Raw genomic sequence first — 19,078 nt, 5'->3', positions numbered from 1 at the left:
TTATGCGCCACTATACTGGAATTGATCAGCTTATTAACTCTTTTGATCAAGCATTACGTAGTCTTGTTCCAGGTGCAACCGCAGCACAGCGCCAAAATCCAGCCGAATCAGTTGAAGCAAAACTAGGAGTAGAAGATGCTCGCCATGTCGCAGGTTTAATGCGTGTTAACCATAGTGGTGAAGTATGCGCACAAGCCCTTTATCATGGACAAGCATTAACGGCGAAATTGCCAAATGTACGCAAAGAAATGCAACAAGCAGCAATTGAAGAACAAGATCATTTAGCTTGGTGCGAAGTTCGTTTAAAAGAGCTAAATAGTCATACCAGTTTATTAAACCCAATTTGGTATGGACTTTCGTATGGCATGGGCGCACTTGCGGGTATTGCTGGTGATAAATATAGCTTAGGTTTTGTTGCAGAAACCGAACGTCAGGTCAGCCTTCATTTACAAGACCATCTAAATCAGTTACCCGCTCAAGATGATCGTTCTCGTAAAATTTTAGAGCAAATGAATGAAGATGAATTACATCATCGCCATACAGCGCTTGAAGCAGGTGGTGTTGAATTACCATATGCTGTAAAAATTACGATGACTGCTATTTCAAAGCTAATGACCAAAACCAGCTACTATCTTTAAAAAAACAAAGGATTGATCTCATTCGGATCAATCCTTTTTCAAATATTATTTTAAGCCATGATCATATTTGAAACGTTCAATATCTCGAATTGAGTTCCAATAGTTTCGATTAATACGGTCACGATCATTTTGTAATTCTCTTAAAAGCTTACGATAACGTTCACGCTCTTCTGGCTTTAATTTTTCGTTATAAGCACTGTCAGAATATTGCTTAAACTTTTCGTCATAACGATCATATTCATTTTTTGCATTATAGTAGTCGGAAGCTGCCTGATAATAAGGTCTTAAACGATTACGCTGCTCAACTGGGCACACATTGATATTGCCACTACCCTCTAAAGCGCTATAAAAAATATTTGTTGGCTGGCAATAATACCCTAGCCCTTCTTTATACCCACGTTCATATAACTTTTGATCTGGAACAATATTAGCTTTTCCACATGCTTTGTAATATTGATCTAAACGTGGCGACGAACCTTTTGAACCATCTTTCTCACCCACTAATGACCAATTCGCAGTCTTACATTCTTCTACGCTCATTGCAGCACAACCAGAAAGGCTGATTGCTAGAATGGCTAAACTGATATTTTTCATATTAAGAGAACTCAAAAAATAAATTTAAAAAAAACGCAAAAATAAAATTCCAGTAAATACCCTAAAAGGTCCTGCTCTATTCAAGACTTCAAAAATAAGTGATTCACTGGATAAGTCTTAAGTTTAAATCAGTTTGACTATCTCACCAAATTGAAAGGTCATAATTCTTAATATTGTTTAATTAAAAAAATTAAGTTCGCAGAAATTTGCTCACACTTAAACTGCCTTTATACACTAATTTTACTTAAAACAATTATCTTAAAAAATAAAAACAAGATTTTGATTTTTAAAACAAAAAATTAAAATTACTTGTAACTTATTCTTTAATCATTTTACTCTTTTTTTACGCGATTAAATTCACACGCTACTGTAAGATTTTAGCTAAATAACCACCAAGGTTTTTTATAATGAGTACGCATATTTACCCAAGTTTAAACTTACAAAATCCTCACTTTAAGGCATTTAAAATATCAGATGATTTTATTCCTTCAACACAAACTCAAACTTTCAATTCCGAGCTTTTTTTAAAAGAGGTGGGTGAATATTTAACTTTATATCCTCATACCCAACACATTGATATTTGTCTGCACGACTTAAACGGACATATTCGTGGCAAACGGATTGATGTTAAAAGTTTAAAGAATCTTTCTAATGGATGCTATTTTCCACTTTCTGTTTACGCCATGAGCCTTGATGGAAAAGTGATTGAAGAGACAGGTTTAGGAAAATATATTGGTGAACCAGACAGATTTTGCCTGCCCATTTTAGGCAGCTTGCAACCCTGTGCATTATCCCCAGAATTGAATGCTCAGCTTTACCTATCAATGCAAGAAGAAGATGGTTCAGATTGTCATTACGAACCACGCAATATATTAAAAAAATTACTAAATCAGTTACAGGCTACCAATTATTTTCCTGTCATGGCTGCCGAACTAGAGTTTTATCTTTTCTCACCTCAGCATCAGTCTGAAACCTGCATAGAAAACCAATGTTTCGACATAGATGTACCGAATAACTATCAGCAAGTCCTAGATGAAGTTGAAAAAGCTGCTCTACTACAGTCTATTGAAATTACCGCTATTGTTGCAGAATCATCTCCTGGACAATATGAATTAAACCTCCAACATAGCCATGATATTTTAAAGCTCTGCGATCAAATTAATGCTTTAAAAAGAATTGTAAAACAAGTCGCAAGAAAGCATGACTTAACTGCTTGTTTCATGGCGAAACCAAACTTGGCAAAAGCCGGTAGCGGCATGCATTTTCATATGAGTCTACTCAATCAATACCATGAAAATGTATTTAGCTCAGAAGTAGAAAAAGATGAACTTTCCGTCAAATTATTAAATGCGATTAGCGGACTTATTGAGTTAATGCCTGCCTCCATGGCGATTTTAGCTCCTAATATTAATTCTTATAGACGTTTTAAAATTGGTCATCATGTGCCATTAGAAGCAAATTGGGATACCAATAACCGTAATGTCGCAATCCGAATTCCATGCTCAGATGTAAAAAATCAACGTTTAGAATATCGTGTTGCTGGAGCTGACTGTAACCCCTATCTGGTTACAGCGACTATTTTAGCTGGCGTGTCTTATGGTTTATCTCATAAGTTACCACTGCCAAAACCTGCACATCTTTTAAAGTTTCAAGATGAGCATATTTTATTAGCCAACAATCAACAGGAAGCCTTAAAAATATTTAAAGGAAGTCTTATTTTAAAAGGATATTTAGGAGCTGACTTTGTCGAGCATTGGTACACAGTTAAACAGGCTGAATATCAAAATATTTATAGTCAGATGACTGAAGCAGAACAACATTGGGATATATAAATAAAAAAAGCAAAAAAACTATAAACCACTTTGCAAACCCTTAGGGAGAAATACCCTAAGGTTTTTTTATATCTAATGATTTTTCTGTTGAGCTAAAAAACGTAATCCAACACCAGGTTCAGTAGCAATATAGCGTGGTTGAATCGCGTTATCCCCCAACTTACTACGTAACTTCCCCACCAAAATACGTAAATAGTGAGTATCTTCCTGATGGGTTGGCCCCCAAAGTTCTTTTAAAAGTTGTGGCTGTGTTAAAAGCTGTCCTTGATAGCGCATTAATAACGTCAGAAGCTGAAATTCTTTTCGAGTTAAAGTAATTGGCTGTTGCTCAACCCACACCAAACGTTGCGTAACATCAACTTTGAGATAACCATCGTCGTACACATGTGCTTCTTGCTGAATCGGTTGGTTTCTTAGAATGACACGTATGCGCGCCAAAAGCTCTTGCACACTAAAAGGCTTGGTCATGTAATCATTTGCTCCAGCATCTAGCAGAGCAACTTTTTCGTATTCATCGGCACGTACAGATAACACAATAACAGGCACATTCGACCAGCTACGTAATTCTTGGAGTACTTCTTTCCCATCTAAATCGGGTAAGCCTAGGTCAAGAATAACCAAATCCGCACCTTGTGTCGCCAAAGTTTCTAGACCTTTGTAACCTGTCTCACAGAGCGTGGTTTTGTATTTTTGTGTTCTTAAGGCGATGTCTAAAAATTTACGGATTTGCGGCTCATCATCAATAATCACAATACGTGTTTCTACAGGCGATGTTTCTGAACTTATCATGACTTTACAACTTATTCTTTTACTGGATGAATGGGTAATCTGATTTGAATTAAAGTACCTTTATTTTGGCGTCCTGAAAATGCTTCTATTGTACCCATATGCGCACCAATAATTGCTTTTACGATCGTAAGCCCTAAACCTGTACCAAATTTTCCACGGTCTCCGCGCTCCATGGTGTAAAACATATCAAAAATGCGGTTTCTTTCATCTTCAGGAATTCCCGCTCCTCTATCTTCAATTTCTATTTTTACTTCATCTTCTGATGAAAGATGAGCACGAATCATGACAGGTTCATCTGGAGGTGAAAAGTTTGCTGCATTTTCTAAAACATTAAAAATGGCTTGCTCTACCAGTGCTGGATGTACATATAAACTAATCGTTTGTTCAGGTAATTCAACCGACACTTGAGTATCTGGTTTATAGCGCTTTAAACGGCGGGTTGCAGAACCGATTAATTCGTCCACACCAATCCAGTCTCTTTTTAAAGATAGGCCTTCATGCCCCAAACGTGTCATATCAAGTAGATTTTGAATATAACGATCTAAGCGCTCGCCTTCTAAATGAATGGTTTCGAGTAAATCTTGCTGGTCTTGCTCTGACATACCAGCTTTAAAATGGGCAAGTGTGTCTGCTGCACCAATAATAGAAGCAAGTGGTGAGCGTAAATCGTGCGATACCGAAGATAATAACGCCGAACGTAATCGCTCTGTTTCACTGGTGACTTTTGCTTGTTCAAGTTCATTGACCAATTGGGTGCGAAGAGCTGCTTGTGCAATATACTCAATTACACTTTCCGTCAGTTTCTTTTGCTCAAAATTTAGAGAAACCACATCATCCTTAAAATAAATTCCCACTATACCTAGGCTATTTTTTTGCTCTAAAAGAGGTAAAAACCACCAGTTTGACTGGCTGAGTGTATCGGTAAAACGTCCACATGGTTGTTGATGTTTTAAGCACCAATCTGCCGCCACTTTTTCTTTATCATTTAGCTCTATGTCAGATGAAATGACTCTATCTTGAATAGAAATCCACACCTTCGTTTGAAGTTGGGTTTCTAAAGTCATACGACCTGTTTGCATAACTTCCTCAAGGTTTACTGCACTAGAAAGTTTACGCGCTAAGTCTTGCATTACCGTAGTGTAGGCATTTGCTGCTTTTAAGGATAAAACCTGCTGACGTAATTGAGAGGCCAAACGCCCAGCGATTAAAGCTGCCGCAAAAAAAGCCACAACAGTAACCACACCTTGATGTGCTGAAATTTGTAAGGTAAAACGTGGAGCAATAAAGAAAAAATTATAGGCCAAGAAACAAATAAGAGCGGCTACTACCGCAGCGAGCATTCGAGTTCTGGTTGCTACAATTAAAACTGAAATAATGAAAATGACGGAAAAGTCTTCAATACCTAAGAGAACTTCGGCAAAGTGAGCGATAAAAATACTGGCACATGTAACAGCTAGAACAAAAATACTTTCTTTTAATGATAAAAATGATGGCTTTTCAATTTGAGTTGTTTTTTTTGTACCCTGTTCTGGATGCAAAATGGTTAAAGCAATCGAGTTTTCTTGATTTAATAATTGCTGAGCTAAATTTTTCTTAAATAACTTTAGCCACCACGGCGAAATACTTGTACCAATGACCAGATTGGAAATACCTCGATCCACTGCGGCATCCATTAGAACAGATGCAACTCGATGCCCATATAAAACCTCTGTCCGACCACCGAGTTGTCGAGCCAGCTCAAATGCCAGATCAATCTCGATATATTCTTTTTTATATGAATTTGCTGAACTCTGTCCAAAGTCCAAACTTTTAGCAACATTCACTACAGTCCATGTTGCCCCATTACGCTCTGCTAATCGACAACCTGCTCGTACTAAATACTCAGAAGAACCTTGTCCGTCTATCGCGATCATTAATTCATTTTGCAACGATATAGATTTTAAACCTTTAGAGGCATAACTCTCTTTTAAATCTGAATCGACATGCTCAGCAACGCATTGCATTGCGAGTTCACGTAATGCTGTTAAATTTGAAATGCTAAAAAAGCCTTGTAATGCCAAATTTGCTTGCTCTGGCACATAGACTTTTCCTTGGTGGAGCCTTTCAATCAGTTCACTGACAGGTAAATCAATTAAACGAATGTCTCGAATACGATCAAACACCCGATCTGGCACAGTTTCATTTACTCTAATGCCAGTAATCTGGTAGACCACATCATTTAGGCTTTCTAAATGCTGAATATTTATAGTCGTAAATACATCAATCCCAGCATCGAGCAACTCATTGACATCTTGCCATCGTCGTTCATGACGACTGTTTGGAACGTTACGATGAGCCAACTCATCAACCAACACAATTTCTGGATGCCTTAGCAAAATAGCATCTAGATCCATTTCTTCTAAAGTATGCCCTTGATATTGCATTTCCTTTCTAGCAATTTCAGGTAAGCCTTCCAAAATTTTTAGAGTCTCTATTCGTCCATGAGTTTCAACAATACCAACAACAACATCTGTTCCCTGTTGAAATAACTCTTTGGCGCGGGCGAGCATGGCATAGGTTTTTCCAACACCCGGCGCCGCTCCTAAAAAGACCGTTAGTCGACCGGCTTGATATCTGTTGACATGATTTAATAAGGCCTCAGCCTGATTTTCGCGATTGCTTTGCACTTGATATCATCCGGTAAACTAACAATTTTATTTTAAGTTAATGTGTAGATTGTAATTGATCTAAAGCAATATTGAGTTCTAATACATTAACACGGGCTTGCCCCAATACACCAAACTGCATCGGTTCAATATGCTTTTGCAACAGCTCTTCCACAACCATCGGGTCTAAATGACGAGCTTGAGCCACTCGAGCAACCTGTAACTGAGCAGATTCAGGACTAATATGCGGATCAATACCACTCCCCGATTTAGTCACCAAATCGCTTGGAATAGGTGTGTTACCCGTATGATCTTGTTTTTTCACTTCAAGAATCTGAGCATCGATTTGCTTTTTTAGCTCAGGATTAGTAAGCGCTAAGTTTGTACCTGCCATAGCCATCGGATCATAAGCAACTGCTGAAGGACGTGGATGAAAATAAGCCTCTCCAACAAATGGCTGAGCGACTAATTTTGACCCTAGAACTTTGTGGTCTATTTCAATCAAACTACCATTCGCTTGATTATTGAATAACACCTGTCCTGCGCCCGTAGCGATAGCACTATAAACAGCACCACACCCCACCAGAGTAAAAATTAATAATCCCAAAGATGCTCTTAAGGTCTGACCCAAATTTGCTTCTGAATTTTGTGCATAAGTTTTCATTTCAAACTCCAGATTACAAACCAAATAATTGAACAATCACTACATCAATCGCTTTAATGGCAATGAATGGTAGAACCACACCACCCATACCATAAATCAACATATTTCGACGTAGTAACTGAGTTGCGGTTGAAGGTTTAAATTTCACGCCTCTGAGTGCGATTGGAATTAATAGCGGAATAATAATCGCGTTAAAAATTAATGCAGATAAAATCGCGCTGTTTGGACTTGCTAAGTGCATCACATTCAATACTTGCATTTGTGGAATTGCAGAAGCGAACAATGCAGGCAAGATGGCAAAGTATTTAGAGACGTCGTTTGCTAACGAAAATGTTGTTAAAGCACCACGCGTAATCAGCTGCTGTTTCCCAATCTCAACCACTGCAAGAAGTTTGGTTGGATCTGAGTCTAAATCAACCATGTTGCCGGCTTCTTTTGCAGCTTGTGTACCCGAGTTCATGGCTAAACCGATATCGGCTTGCGCTAATGCTGGCGCATCGTTGGTTCCATCACCGACCATCGCAACTAAACGGCCTTGTTGTTGTTCGGTGCGAATACAAGCCAATTTGTCTTCTGGTTTTGCTTCGGCAATATAGTCATCTACACCAGCTTCAGCAGCAATCGCGGCAGCAGTTAATGGGTTATCACCTGTAACCATGACGGTTTTAATGCCCATTTCTCTTAAACGAGCAAAACGTTCTTTAATACCATGTTTAATCACATCTGAGAGTTCAATCACGCCCAATACATGATGTTGATTTGCGACAACCAATGGTGTTGCACCTTTTTTAGCAACTTGTTCAACACGTGCTTTCAATTCTAAATCTTGAGAATAATCTTCATCTACAAACTTCAAGATTGCATCTAAAGCACCTTTACGAATTTGATCACCATTCGGTAAATTCACACCGGAAATTCGAGTTGATGCACTAAAAGAGATAAATTCGGCTTGCTCAGGTTCTTGCTGTTTTAGCCCTTGTTCCTTTGCTAACTTAACAATCGATTTCCCTTCTGGTGTTGGGTCGGCAAGTGAACTTACCCAAGCAGCTGCTCTTAATTCAGACTCGGTTACCGAAGTTAAAGGATAAAAAGAAGTCGCTTGGCGGTCACCATAAGTAATGGTTCCTGTTTTATCGAGTAAAAGCACATCAATGTCACCCGCAACTTCTACCGCTTTACCTGATTTCGCCAAAACATTGGCTTTGAGTGCACGGTTCATACCCGCAATCCCAATCGCAGGTAATAAGCCACCAATGGTTGTAGGAATCAAGCAGACCAATAACGCCACGAGCACAACTGGATCAAGTTCAATATGCAAATACTTGGCAATAAATGGCAAGCTAATCACGACAATTAAAAACGTGATTGTCATCACCATTAACAAGAAGCCAAGCGCAATCTCATTCGGAGTTTTTTGGCGATTTGAACCTTCAACCAAAGCAATCATACGGTCTAAGAAACTTTGACCAGATTCAGCAGTCACTTGTACAACAATACGATCTGTAAGTACTTTAGTTCCACCAATAACACCTGAACGGTCTGTTCCAGCTTCACGTAGCACAGGTGCTGACTCACCTGTAACAGCTGATTCATTAATGGTCGCAAAGCCTTCTACAATCTCACCGTCGGCTGGAACAAGCTCACCTGCATGTACGTCAATAAAATCATTTAAATGAAGTTCGGTGGCTGCGATTTGAGTGGTTTGACGGTCTGTCAAAGAGTTGAGTCTTCGAGCTGTTAAATTTTCTCTTGCTGCACGTAATGAAGATGCCTGTCCACGACCTCTAGCCTCTGCAACTGCTTCAGCATAGTTAGCAAATAAAATGGTAATAAACAGAATTGCTGTAACCGCGAAACCAAATAACAGCGTGGTGTAACCTAAGACTGTACTCATTGCAGTAACTACTGTTCCAAGCCATACAATTGCCATCACAGGGTTTTTAATTGCATGCTGCGGTAGCAGTTTCACAAATGCATTTTTCCAAACTTCAAAATTTGGCACTGCCATGGTTTGTTTATGGCTATTTACATGAGTTTGTGTATTCATTTTCACTCGCCTCCTTAGCCTTTAACCAACAAAAGTTGATCGGCAATTGGCCCAAGGACAAGAACTGGCATAAATTGTAATAAGGTAAGCAACACAACAATCGTAATCAGCGTTAAAGCAAAGGTTGGAGTTTCAACTTGAAGACTACCTGCTGTTTCGGGTGCTTTTCTTTTTGCTGCTAAACGTGTTGCAATCATTAATGGCAAAATTAATGTCGGAAAACGTCCTAACAGTAGAGCGATACTACAAGTGACATTCCACCATACAGTGTTGTCTCCAAGCCCTTCAAAACCTGAACCATTGTTGGCAAATGCAGAAACATATTCGTAGAACACTTGGCTAATACCATGTGGTCCCGGATTACTAATTCCAGATATGCCTGGAACGCTGAGACTTAATGCGGTAAATGCAAGAATGACTAAAGGTTGAATCAAAATAATAATCGCGAGCAACTTAATTTCTGCTGCTTCAATCTTGCGTCCAAATAATTCAGGGGTACGACCTGTCATTAAACCTGCAATAAATACTGCAAGTAATAGATAAATCATAAACTGTTGCAGACCACAGCCCACACCGCCCCAAATCGCATTAATCAACATGTTGATGAGTTCAACCAGCCCAGTAAGCGGCGCAGAAGAATCATGCATCATATTGACCGAACCGTTATTTACCTGTGTAGTAAGCGCAGCCCAAACTGCTGATGCGGCTGGTCCAAATCGTTGTTCTTTACCTTCCATTACGGCAAGTTGAGATGCTGTCGATGACATACTCTCAGACCAAACGGCGGCTGCACCTGAAATAATCGACATGAAAAGCATGCTGCCAAACACAAAGTAAGCAAACTTTTTACGCTGAGTAAAATGCCCAACCATAAAAATCACGGTAAGTGGAATGAGTAATATCACAATCATTTCTAGTAAATTAGAAAGTGGTGTTGGATTTTCTAAAGGCACACTACTATTTGGACCGTACCAACCACCACCGTTACTCCCCAATTGCTTAATCGCTACCATTGGCGCAACTGGCCCTAAAGGAATTTTTTGAGTTTGAACTGTATTGGCTTTATCAATCAGCTGTACTTCCGGCCCGCCTTGGAAAGTTGCTGGCACGCCTTGGCTGTTGAGCAATAACGACCAGACAAAACAGAGCGGAAGCAAGAATCGAACTGTAGGGCGAATTACATCTGCCCAATAGTTACCAATTAAAATTTGATCTGGTTGCTCGGCAACATCGGCTGCAATATGGCTTGGGCGCTGATAAAAGAAAGCTCTTAAGGTCGCGACCACCAGAGCCAGCCCCATCATTGGAGTAATGACTTGCAAACCCACAATACCTGTCATTTGCGACAAATAAGATAACTGAGCTTGACCAGAATAATGCTGTTGATTGGTATTAGTTAAAAATGAAATAACCGTGTGTAATGCTAAATCCCAACTCATATTTGGTGCATGATTTGGATTTAATGGTAGCCATGCTTGTGTCATAAAAATAGCAAAAACGGCCACAGCTAGAAATACACAGCTCACAACAAATGCTAGAGAATATTGTTTCCAGTTCATTTGTTGTTGTGGAGATATACCTAACAAGCGATAAACAGGATTTTCAATCCAGCGAAATAATCCATCGCCCACCATCGGCTGATTTGTCATCACTTTGGATAGATATTTACCGAGGCACCATGCTAGAAAAATAGCAATAAATAAAACAAGTATAAGTTCTAACATGGCTATTCTCCTTTATGTTCCTTGGCTTGATTTGCCAAACTGGAAATAAGGAGAGATGAAGAAATATTATTTGTTTTAAGTCCGGATAAAACAATGCCAGACTGATGCAAGATGCGCATTTGAGAATTTATAAGCATCTTTATTGTCCTGAAATAACACTAATTTAGTGAATTTCAGTATGGGTAAAATGCTCGTAAATTCTCTATTGAGGAAATTAAAGTCCTCGTAAAATTTGCGTAAAATCTACATTAAAAGGCATTAAATTTTAAAATTGACGACTGGATAATGCGTTTTATCAGTCTTCAAATTTTCACAATGCCAAAGCTCATATAAAGGGATTTTTACATCGAGTGCTAAAGGTAATTTTTTAGAATTAAATTGCATATGGTCGAGATCACTTCCACATGCAATCAAATCTACATCTAAAGAAATATGATGCGATGGACGAACACGCCCAGAATCTGATTCGAGTTGCTTTAGAAAAGATTCAATTTGATCACACGATAAAGTGCTTTTTAAGAGACATGCTGAATTCCAATAATCATCTCCAATACCATCTCGGCATGGAATTTGATAAACAGATGAAAACTGCACTTTCCCCAAAGTTGCTAATTGCGTATACGCAAAAGTAAAGTGCTGATCTGCGTCTAAATTACTCGCTAGGGCGAGCGCAAAAATTGTTTCTGGTGCGTTCAAGACGAATTCCTACAGCATTAGCTTCTGCAATGATGGCGGGCTTACGGATGGTTATGGTAATTTTTTCAATTGTTGGAAAGGTTTCAAACAAACATTTCAAAACAAGATGTGCTGCATGTTCAATTAATTCAGGTTTGGCTTCCTGAATCGTTTGAGCCGACAACTCACAAATCTGGGCATAGTTGAGTGTGTCCTCAAGCTTGTCAGACTGTGCAGCTCGACTCAAATCATTATGGATGGTTAAATCCAACATTAAAGGTTGAATAATTTGTCTTTCCCAGTTGAAACAGCCAATGACTGTTTCGACCTTCAAACCTTCAATGATAATGGCATCCATAAATTTAAACTGACCTTAGTGCTTTAACAATGAAGCAGGTTCCATATTTTGAACCATTTTCAAACGCTGGTCTGCATAAATATCAGTATATGGTGCGAGTACGCGCATAAAACGATCGAAATAAAGCATTTGCTTAAATAACAAGGCAAAATCACGTGGGAATTTAATACCGTGGCGCTCACCAACACCCACCATATCCATCATAATGTCGTTTAAATCGGCAGGATTGGTAGACAGAATTTGCTGTGGATCTGCCATTAATACACCATTAAATAAGCGCTCCAAATCTTGAGCCAATACATCCACATCAACTTTGTTATGCGTCATGCCCATTTTCAGCATGTTTTCGGCCATCGCTTTATAATCAGTTTTTTGCAATGCATCCATAAAGGCCATACACGCTGTCCAGACTTCTGGCTTTAACTGCCCCACAATACCAAAATCAATAAAACCAATTCGGCCATCTTCGAGCAGCATTAGATTTCCAGCATGTAAGTCTGCATGGAAACTCTTACACAGCATTAAACTACCAAACCATGTATTCATGGCAGTAATCAGTACTTGTGATGGGTCTTTGGCGTATTGTTTTACAACACTAAAATCTGTCAAAGACACACCATATAGGCGTTGCATGGTTAAAACACGGCGTGTAGAAAACTGATGGTAAACTTTCGGTGCAGTCGCTGCTTTGTTTTGTGAAATATTTAAATATTCAACAAAATCATCTAAGTTTTGTGCTTCTTCAATGAAATCAACTTCGCGAACCATACGGCTTTTAATTTCATCAACAATTTCAGAAAGTGCAGCAAATTTAATTTTAGGTACGACACGTTCAAGCAATTTAGCAGCCCAATGCACCACGCTTAAATCTGTATATAAAATGGTTTCGACACCAGGCTTTTGTACTTTAATAACAACATCTTCGCCTGTGGTCAGTTTAGCTGCATGAACCTGAGCAATTGATGCAGAAGCTAATGGTTTTTCATCAATATAGCTAAAAATCTGATTTAAATCGCGCCCTTCAAACTCTGATGCAAGCACGCCTTGAACATAGCTAAATGGCAGTGTTGGTGTCTGGTCTAAACAACCTTGAAATTCTTCTACATATTCACGAGGGAAAAGCGATGGTGTACTCGCAATAAACTGACCAAGCTTAATATAAGTTGAACCAAGCGACTCAAAAGTCTCTCGCATGAGTTTGGCATTACTTGGTTTTTCAGTTGCGTATTTAATTCCAGCTTTGGCCGCAACCACTGCTGTTTCACCAATGCGGGCGACGGAACGTAGCCCATCAAACAAAATATTTTTTTTCATATTTCTTCAAAACCAAATCATTCAGGTTGAGTGTAGCAAATTTTATTTCATTTACTGTTTAGCTTGCCTGACAAAGTGGGCAATTTACATCTTTATCAAAACTAACAATACGTTGTGTCATGTTTAATCCATCCCACAGTAATAGTTTCTGTTTTAAAGGTATACGATTTAACCCTAAATACAGCAAAGTGTGATGTGCTTGTAATGACGCTATCATTACAGGAGTAGTTGCAAGTACCCCCGATTCTGCACAGCGTAATCCTTCATTGCTATGTTGTTCTTTTGGAAAAAGACATTCATAGCAGGCTGAATCTCCTTCAACCATAAACATTTGTGCCTGAAAACCAATTGCTGATGCACTAATTAGTGCGACCTGATGTTTCTTACAAGCCGCGTTTACAAGATAACGAGTCGTAAAATTATCACATCCATCTAAAACCACATCTTGGTGTTCAACCAGTCTATCAATGTTATGTTCGTCTAAACGTTCGTTATAGTATTCAACACAGATATATGGGTTAATTTTCTGTAAACGTTTAGCCAAAACTTCTGCTTTATAACGTCCGATATCTTCATGACCAAATGCAATTTGACGCTGTAAATTACTTATCTCGATCGTATCTGCATCAATCAGTGTAATTTTCCCAACCCCTGCTCGCGCAAGTAGCTCTGCACTGCTACAACCTATGCCACCAGCACCTACAATCAGCACATTAGCAAGTTTAAGTCTTTCCTGAGCTTCAATATCCCATCCATCAAGTAAAATCTGACGGCTATAGAGATGCATTTCTTCATCACTTAACTCTACAAAATCGATATCTTGAAGCTCGGTCACGCGTTAATCCTTTCACTTAGAAGCGAAATGATTTTATGACTAAGTTCGTCATTATGAAAGCTATAAAATAGAAACAACTTTTTTATTCTAATAAAGCTTATTTAGCAACATTGCATCTATCAAGCTTTCTGCAACAATAGAAATATCTATTTTCTTTATTACTTAGGCTAAATATGACGCAATCATATATTGCACCTGTAGAGTTAGAAAAAGCTTATCGTTTATTAAATCATGGTCCAACTGTGCTTGTTTCTGCTCAGCATGGAGATGACCGCAATGTCATGGCTGCCGCTTGGGCATGTGCCTTAGAGTTCAAACCAGCCAAAGTGTCCGTGGTTCTCGACAAAAGCACTAAAACCCGACAGCTCGTTGAACAAAGTGGCTATTTCACACTACAAGTTCCCTGCTATGCACAGCTCGATCTGACTCATCAACTTGGGACAATTAGCAAATTAGATGACCCAGAAAAACTTGAGCATTGTGGAGCTGAGTTATTCTATCAAGAAGGTCTTACTAGCCCACTTGTGTCAGGTTGTATTGCATGGCTTGTGTGTAAGCTTATTCCAGAACCGCATAATCAGTCAGCTCATGATTTATTCATTGGTTCTGTTGTGGGTGCATGGGCAGATAGCCGTGTTTTTAAAGATGGGCACTGGCATTTTCAAGATGCACCGAAAGAACTTCGAAGCTTGCATTATATTGCTGGTGGAACGTTTTATTTAATTGGTGAAGAAGTCAAAGCTCAGCTTTAATCATCAAAAAGCGACTTTCATTTAAATTTTTGAAGTGTATTGAATCGAATTCAAACTAGAAAAATTCTGCTCAATGGCAAAAGACCGCATAACAATTGCGGTCTTTTGCAGTCAATGACTATTTTTTAAAATCTCACACTTAAACTTGGATAACTTAAAGAGTAATTACTAGATGTACTTATTATTTTGCTGCCATACGAATTGCACCATCCAAACGAATGACTTCACCATTTAAGTAAGAGTTTTCAGCAATATGCCCAACTAAACGTGCAAATTCTTCTGGTTTTCCTAAACGAGATGGATAAGGTACCATTTGCCCTAAAGCATCCTGTACATTTTGTGGCATTCCGGTAAGCATTGGAGTTTCCATAATTCCCGGTGCAATGGTCATAATTCGAATGCCATGGCGCGCAAGCTCACGAGCAATTGGCAATGTCATGGCCACAATAGCGCCTTTAGATGCTGAATAAGCTGCCTGACCAATTTGACCGTCAAATGCAGCAACCGAAGCAGTGTTTACAATTACACCTCGATCTTCTTCGCCTGCTTCAACCGTATTTTTACTCATTGCATCTGCTGCAAAACGCAGCATATTAAATGTACCTGTGACATTAATATTTAAAGTTTTTGCAAATATCCCCAAGTCATGAACACCCTCACGACCAACTACTTTTGCAGAAGGGCCAATACCCGCACAGTTGACTAAACCATGCAAGCTGCCATGTTTTACTAACACATCTTTAAAGAACTGTTCAGCAGCAACTTCATCGGTTACATCAAGTTTTACGAAGTCAGCTTTTGACCCTAATTGTTTTACTTGCTGCTCGCCTGCTTCTACATTCATATCTACCAATGTGACTGAAGCACCATGTTGTATTAAATACTCAGCTGTAGCAGCCCCTAAACCAGAGCCACCACCTGTAATCACGAAATGCTTTCCTTGAATTTTCATTATGTAATGTCCTATAGAAATGTTCTTTAACTTTAGTTGTGAGAGTAAAAGTTGTTGTTTTCCGATACAATTTCAAAAAGCCTCAAAATGCTTGCAGCTTTTGATCAATCCAAATTTTAAATATGAAATATTTCACTTGAAATATATGAAGAAAATATGAGTCTTTGACATGGTTGTCCAATCTTCTTTAAGTAAAGGCACAATTTCGATTGCACTAGTACATGAAGCACTGAGTGCGGCTTATGCCAAAGGCCTAAATACACAAATAATTCTAAATAAAGCAGGCATTCCCGCTGAATTGCTGATGTCTCCAAAGGCTCGTGTGCCTGTTGCGACATATGCCCAATTATGGATAGAGCTTGCCAATGCCATGAACGATGAGTTTTTTGGTATGGATAGTCATCCCATGCGTCGTGGCAGCTATAAATTATTGACTAAACTTGTCAGTACGGCCGAAACTTTAGAAAAAGCACTTCACGATATTTTGAAGTTTTTTAACTTTGTGCTTGATGACATACGCGGAGAATTAATACGAGATCAAGAAAAAGCTTATTTGGTGATTCATGATCGGGAACAACCTAAACGCATGTTTACCTATGCAACCTTTTTAATATTAGTACACGGACTTATGTGCTGGTTAGTAGACCAAAGAATTGGCTTAAATAGTATTACGGTACGTTGTTCTAAACCGAATGATATTCAGGACTATTTAGTACGTTTTTGTGAAGAAATTCAATTTAATGCCGAGATAAATCGAGTTGAATTCGATGCTCAATATTTAGATATTAAAATTAAAAAAGATAAAAAAGCGCTTTATGATTTTTTAGAACAAACTCCACAAAATCTTTTAGTTCGCTTTAAAAATGAAAATGCCTTGAGCGTTCTTATTCGTCGCCATCTATTGAAACTCCACCCTGCACAATGGCCCGAACTTAAAAATGTTGCACAACAGCTCAACATTTCAGAAGCCACCGTTCAACGTCGGTTGAAACATGAAGGAGTCAGTTATCAACAAATTAAAAATGAAATCCGCTGTGATATTGCGGTTCAACGTTTAAGTAAAACCAACGATTCAATTCATGAGATTAGTGAAGACTTAAGCTTCCAAGATCCAAGCGCCTTTCACCGCGCCTTTAAAAAATGGACTGGCGTCAGCCCAGGCGCCTACCGAGATAATTTCACTGCACACAATCAATAACGTATATATCGAACATAAGCTTAAAATTCTAATAATTAAGCTTATGATATTTCTGTCTTTTAAATTCAATATTCCAGATAAGTGCACTACTTAAAACTTAATAATTACTATAAAAACAGTTATTTATAATTTTATCTAAACTTTATCTTTCAATCTGATTTATAAATCAAAATAACTAAGTTTGTAAGCCATCAAACGCATGAAAGGATAATCTCTTATTTCATTTCGGTTCTATTTTTATTATGTCTTTAAAATCAAAATTTTCTTTATCAAAGACTTTGCTAGCATCAACATTGGGGTTTGTATTTGCTTCATCTGCTTTTGCAGCAGTTCCGACTACACTTAAACTTGATTATGCTTACTACGCACCAACTAGCTTAGTCGTTAAAGATCAAAAACTTCTCGAGAAAGCACTCCCAAATACTCAAATTAAATGGGTTTTCAGTCAAGGTAGCAACCGCTCATTAGAATATCTCAACAGTAATAGCATCGATTTTGCTTCTACCGCTGGATTAGCAGCTGTATTAAGTCGAGCAAATGGCAGTCCAATTAAAACTGTTTATGTACAAAGCCAACCAGAATGGACCGCTCTTGTTGTTGCAAAAGACTCGCCAATTAAAAGTCTAAAAGACTTAAAAGGTAAGAAAATTGCAGCCACCAAAGGTACAGATCCTTTCTTATTTACACTACAAGCGCTAGACACAGTAGGCTTAAGTAAACGCGATGTACAGCTGGTTCATTTACAACACCCAGATGGAAAAACCGCCTTAGAACGTGGCCAAGTAGATGCTTGGGCTGGGCTTGATCCATTAATGGCTTCCGCTCAAATTCAGTCTGGTGCCAAATTGCTTTATCGTAATGTTGGATTTAATAGCTATAGCGTACTGAGTGTTAAAGAGGATTTTGAAAAGCAAAGCCCTGAAGCGGTAGAAGCCGTTATTAAAGCCTACGAACAAGCTCGAAAGTGGGCAAAAGCCAATCCAGATAAAGTGGCAGCACTTTTAGCTCAAGAATCAAAACTTCCTTTACCTGTAGCTAAGCTACAACTGAGCCGAACTAACCTTGATCAAAGCATTCCATCGGCAACTCAAGCACAAGCGCTAAAACGTTCTGGGAAAATTTTGACAGAAGAAGACTTGGTTAGAAAAGGCACCAACATCAATCAAGTGGTTGATCAGTTGTTAGACCCTCGGTTTGCTCAAAAAGTCGTGAAATAGTATATGAGTGATTCATTTAACAAAGCTGAGCTAAATCATTTCTTAGCTCAGCAAGCTTTAAAATCGCAGAAAAAGCATTTAAACAATAGATTTACACGTTGGTTTAAAGCGCTACTCATTCCACTCATCTTTTTAGCAGCTTGTGAATTTTTAGTCAGAAATGGCTATATCGATGCTTATCTGCTCCCCGCACCTTCTAGTTTATGGCAATCTTTTTTAGATTTAGCTCATAGCGACCTTTTTGCCCATATTTATATTAGTACATGGCGGGTTTTAGTAGGTTTTATTATAGGGAGTGGTTTAGGATTAATTTTTGCGATTTGGGTTGGATTAAGTAAAGAAGCAGAAGCTTATTTAGAACCGACCTTTTCAGCAATTAAATCAATTCCAAGTCTTGCGTGGATCCCACTGCTATTACTTTGGTTAGGCATTGATGAGGGTTCAAAAATTACATTGATTGCAATTGGAGCATTTTTTCCAACCTATACCAATACAGTTGCAGCAATTCATAATGTAGATAGAAAGCTTATTGAAGTTGGAAAAGTTTATCGGCTTAATGCTTTTCAGCGGATTATATCTATTATTTTACCGGCAGCATCTCCGGGCATTTTAACGGGTTTACGCAACAGCTTAAGCTTATCTTGGATGTTTATGATTGCAGCTGAACTGATTGCAGCCACTCAAGGGATTGGCTATTTACTCAGTGATGGCCGAGAAACGTCTCGACCAGATATTGTTATCATTGCAATTATTTTATTAGCCCTATTGGGTAAAGTAACCGATACCTTAATGAAACTTATAGAAAACTGGTTATTACGTTGGCGTGATACGCTACAAAAGTAAT

17 protein-coding genes are annotated in these 19,078 nt (G+C 38.5%); 6 read left to right on the top strand and 11 right to left on the bottom strand.

The genetic code is table 11. From position 1 onward, the window contains the following. Window positions 1-2 precede the first annotated feature (2 nt). Window positions 3-638 (top strand): 2-polyprenyl-3-methyl-6-methoxy-1,4-benzoquinone monooxygenase, encoded by a 636-nt coding sequence (gene coq7 / locus FY048_RS03065; protein ID WP_004791519.1) that lies wholly within the window; start codon window positions 3-5, stop codon window positions 636-638. A 45-nt stretch (window positions 639-683) separates the two neighbouring features. Here coq7 and FY048_RS03060 read toward each other — a convergent pair whose 3' ends face one another. Beyond that, window positions 684-1,232 carry a DUF2799 domain-containing protein gene (locus tag FY048_RS03060; RefSeq protein WP_446090078.1) on the bottom strand — a complete coding sequence of 183 codons (549 nt, stop codon included), beginning with the start codon at window positions 1,230-1,232 and terminating at the stop codon, window positions 684-686. Between the two features lie 407 nt (window positions 1,233-1,639). Here FY048_RS03060 and FY048_RS03055 point away from each other — a divergent pair, with 407 nt between their 5' ends. Next, window positions 1,640-3,064 (top strand): glutamine synthetase family protein, encoded by a 1,425-nt coding sequence (locus FY048_RS03055; RefSeq protein WP_446090077.1) that lies wholly within the window; start codon window positions 1,640-1,642, stop codon window positions 3,062-3,064. Window positions 3,065-3,136: 72 nt separating this feature from the next. Here FY048_RS03055 and FY048_RS03050 read toward each other — a convergent pair whose 3' ends face one another. The 9 genes from FY048_RS03050 to FY048_RS03010 all read right to left on the bottom strand — a co-directional run bounded on the left by FY048_RS03050 (window position 3,137) and on the right by FY048_RS03010 (window position 14,115). Then, window positions 3,137-3,853 (bottom strand): response regulator, encoded by a 717-nt coding sequence (locus FY048_RS03050; RefSeq protein WP_174739302.1) that lies wholly within the window; start codon window positions 3,851-3,853, stop codon window positions 3,137-3,139. A gap of 11 nt (window positions 3,854-3,864) precedes the next feature. Continuing rightward, complete coding sequence (locus FY048_RS03045) at window positions 3,865-6,519, bottom strand: ATP-binding protein (RefSeq protein WP_446090076.1); 2,655 nt, start codon at window positions 6,517-6,519, stop codon at window positions 3,865-3,867. A 37-nt stretch (window positions 6,520-6,556) separates the two neighbouring features. Next, window positions 6,557-7,162, bottom strand: a complete 606-nt coding sequence (kdpC, locus tag FY048_RS03040; protein WP_446090075.1) for a potassium-transporting ATPase subunit KdpC — start codon at window positions 7,160-7,162, stop codon at window positions 6,557-6,559. Window positions 7,163-7,175: 13 nt separating this feature from the next. Then, entirely contained in the window at window positions 7,176-9,215 is a 2,040-nt protein-coding gene (gene kdpB, locus FY048_RS03035; RefSeq protein WP_446090074.1) for a potassium-transporting ATPase subunit KdpB, read from the bottom strand. 8 nt (window positions 9,216-9,223) lie between these two features. Next, a complete protein-coding gene (kdpA, locus tag FY048_RS03030) occupies window positions 9,224-10,933 on the bottom strand; it encodes a potassium-transporting ATPase subunit KdpA (protein ID WP_446090073.1) in 1,710 nt (569 codons plus the stop codon). A gap of 258 nt (window positions 10,934-11,191) precedes the next feature. Beyond that, window positions 11,192-11,629, bottom strand: a complete 438-nt coding sequence (locus FY048_RS03025; protein WP_446090072.1) for a 2-amino-4-hydroxy-6-hydroxymethyldihydropteridine diphosphokinase — start codon at window positions 11,627-11,629, stop codon at window positions 11,192-11,194. Next, window positions 11,586-11,966: a dihydroneopterin aldolase gene (folB, locus tag FY048_RS03020; protein ID WP_446090071.1), complete on the bottom strand. Its 381-nt coding sequence runs from the start codon at window positions 11,964-11,966 to the stop codon at window positions 11,586-11,588. Before folB ends, FY048_RS03025 begins: the two co-directional genes overlap by 44 nt. Before the next feature lie 15 nt (window positions 11,967-11,981). Continuing rightward, window positions 11,982-13,280, bottom strand: coding sequence for an ABC1 kinase family protein (locus tag FY048_RS03015; protein WP_446090070.1), 1,299 nt, complete (start codon window positions 13,278-13,280; stop codon window positions 11,982-11,984). Window positions 13,281-13,338: 58 nt separating this feature from the next. Beyond that, window positions 13,339-14,115: a HesA/MoeB/ThiF family protein gene (locus FY048_RS03010; protein WP_446090069.1), complete on the bottom strand. Its 777-nt coding sequence runs from the start codon at window positions 14,113-14,115 to the stop codon at window positions 13,339-13,341. 173 nt (window positions 14,116-14,288) lie between these two features. Between FY048_RS03010 and FY048_RS03005 the strand changes: the two genes are divergently transcribed. Then, complete coding sequence (locus FY048_RS03005; protein WP_446090068.1) at window positions 14,289-14,867, top strand: flavin reductase family protein; 579 nt, start codon at window positions 14,289-14,291, stop codon at window positions 14,865-14,867. Window positions 14,868-15,048: 181 nt separating this feature from the next. Here FY048_RS03005 and FY048_RS03000 read toward each other — a convergent pair whose 3' ends face one another. Then, entirely contained in the window at window positions 15,049-15,819 is a 771-nt protein-coding gene (locus tag FY048_RS03000; RefSeq protein WP_446090067.1) for a 3-hydroxyacyl-CoA dehydrogenase, read from the bottom strand. A 169-nt stretch (window positions 15,820-15,988) separates the two neighbouring features. Between FY048_RS03000 and FY048_RS02995 the strand changes: the two genes are divergently transcribed. The 3 genes from FY048_RS02995 (at window position 15,989) to FY048_RS02985 (ending at window position 19,077) form a co-directional block, all read left to right on the top strand. Next, window positions 15,989-17,017, top strand: a complete 1,029-nt coding sequence (locus tag FY048_RS02995; protein WP_446090066.1) for an AraC family transcriptional regulator — start codon at window positions 15,989-15,991, stop codon at window positions 17,015-17,017. Between the two features lie 242 nt (window positions 17,018-17,259). Further along, window positions 17,260-18,234 carry an aliphatic sulfonate ABC transporter substrate-binding protein gene (locus FY048_RS02990; RefSeq protein ID WP_446090065.1) on the top strand — a complete coding sequence of 325 codons (975 nt, stop codon included), beginning with the start codon at window positions 17,260-17,262 and terminating at the stop codon, window positions 18,232-18,234. Window positions 18,235-18,237: 3 nt separating this feature from the next. Continuing rightward, window positions 18,238-19,077 (top strand): ABC transporter permease, encoded by an 840-nt coding sequence (locus FY048_RS02985; protein WP_446090064.1) that lies wholly within the window; start codon window positions 18,238-18,240, stop codon window positions 19,075-19,077. Window position 19,078: the final 1 nt, after the last annotated feature.

The sequence above is a fragment of the Acinetobacter sp. 1124_18A genome (assembly GCF_052824995.1).
The sequence above is the reverse complement of the archived record's forward strand: the minus strand, read 5'-3'. Positions and strand labels throughout refer to the sequence as shown.

Bases quoted from the DNA above. Each gene is read 5' to 3' on its own strand.
- FY048_RS03005 (WP_446090068.1), top strand. From the start codon at position 14,289: ATGACGCAATCATATATTGCACCTGTAGAGTTAGAAAAAGCTTATCGT.
- kdpC (WP_446090075.1), bottom strand. From the start codon at position 7,162: ATGAAAACTTATGCACAAAATTCAGAAGCAAATTTGGGTCAGACCTTA.
- folB (WP_446090071.1), bottom strand. From the start codon at position 11,966: ATGGATGCCATTATCATTGAAGGTTTGAAGGTCGAAACAGTCATTGGC.
- FY048_RS02990 (WP_446090065.1), top strand. From the start codon at position 17,260: ATGTCTTTAAAATCAAAATTTTCTTTATCAAAGACTTTGCTAGCATCA.
- kdpA (WP_446090073.1), bottom strand. From the start codon at position 10,933: ATGTTAGAACTTATACTTGTTTTATTTATTGCTATTTTTCTAGCATGG.
- FY048_RS03060 (WP_446090078.1), bottom strand. From the start codon at position 1,232: ATGAAAAATATCAGTTTAGCCATTCTAGCAATCAGCCTTTCTGGTTGT.
- coq7 (WP_004791519.1), top strand. From the start codon at position 3: ATGCGCCACTATACTGGAATTGATCAGCTTATTAACTCTTTTGATCAA.
- FY048_RS03000 (WP_446090067.1), bottom strand. From the start codon at position 15,819: ATGAAAATTCAAGGAAAGCATTTCGTGATTACAGGTGGTGGCTCTGGT.
- FY048_RS03015 (WP_446090070.1), bottom strand. From the start codon at position 13,280: ATGAAAAAAAATATTTTGTTTGATGGGCTACGTTCCGTCGCCCGCATT.
- FY048_RS03050 (WP_174739302.1), bottom strand. From the start codon at position 3,853: ATGATAAGTTCAGAAACATCGCCTGTAGAAACACGTATTGTGATTATT.
- FY048_RS03055 (WP_446090077.1), top strand. From the start codon at position 1,640: ATGAGTACGCATATTTACCCAAGTTTAAACTTACAAAATCCTCACTTT.
- FY048_RS02995 (WP_446090066.1), top strand. From the start codon at position 15,989: ATGGTTGTCCAATCTTCTTTAAGTAAAGGCACAATTTCGATTGCACTA.
- FY048_RS02985 (WP_446090064.1), top strand. From the start codon at position 18,238: ATGAGTGATTCATTTAACAAAGCTGAGCTAAATCATTTCTTAGCTCAG.